Below are 1,032 nucleotides of genomic sequence, written 5' to 3' on the forward strand. Positions count from 1 at the left end.
AATAGAAATTGTAGATATTTTGGTAAATAAAAACGTAAAAAACTTTACTAGAATAGAGCTTAGAATTAGTTTAGACGATACTACGACTCCGATAACTGCATCAGATTTGGGTAGTTTTGAGTTTAGATCTGCAGCAAAAGTATATTTAGAAACTTCTTTATAGTATGAAAAAAATATCCCTAATAGTTGTTTTTCTACTATCTCTTTCTTTGAATTCTCAGAACAAGCAGGTTTTATATAACTTTAATAGTCTGCCACAAACATTACTTTTAAATCCTGGTATAGAAAATAATTATAAATATCATATTGGAGTGCCACTATTATCTGGTTTTTCTGCAGAATTAGGTGCTACTAGTTTTGTGCCTTCAAATATTTTTGTAGCAGATAATTTATCTTTTAATGATAAAGTTACCACTCTTTTAAACCGATTAAAAACAAGTGATTACTTTAAGGTTAACACGCAAATAGAAATTTTAAATGCTGGGTTTAGGTATCATGATAAAACGTATTTTAGTTTTGGTTTTTACGAAGAGCTTGATGCAATAGGCTACTATCCAAAAGATGTTTTTACACTTGTAAATAAAGGAAATGGGGCTTTTTTAAACAAAAGTTTTGATATTTCTCAACTGCTATATAAAGCAGATATTTTAGGTGTTATTCATGCAGGAATTACCCAAAAAGTAAATGAAAAGTTAACCCTTGGTGGTAGGTTTAAAATTTATTCCTCTACTTTAAATATACAATCAACAAATAACTACGGAACTTTTACTACAAACGAAGGTAATAACAATATTTACATTCATTATTTAGACAATGTAAACGTAAATCTAAAAACATCTGGTTTGGTTAGTAATGATGAGTATATAGACGATCCATCAACTTATTTAAAAAATACTTTTTTTGGAGGTAATTTAGGTTTTGGTTTAGATGTTGGTTTTACCTATCAGATAAATAGGCAATTACAAATATCTGGTAGTTTGTTAGACGTTGGTTTTGTAAATCACACAAAAAATATTAAAAATACGTTAGCAA

1 protein-coding gene is annotated in these 1,032 nt (G+C 28.0%); it reads left to right on the top strand.

Annotated features, from left to right (window positions below):
* Positions 1-164: 164 nt before the first annotated feature.
* Positions 165-1,032, top strand: an 868-nt coding sequence (locus ACTG3S_RS14555; RefSeq protein WP_439130051.1) for a DUF5723 family protein, incomplete at its 3' end; no start/stop codon positions are given.

The organism is Polaribacter sp., from assembly GCF_965656025.1.
GTDB lineage: Bacteria > Bacteroidota > Bacteroidia > Flavobacteriales > Flavobacteriaceae > Polaribacter.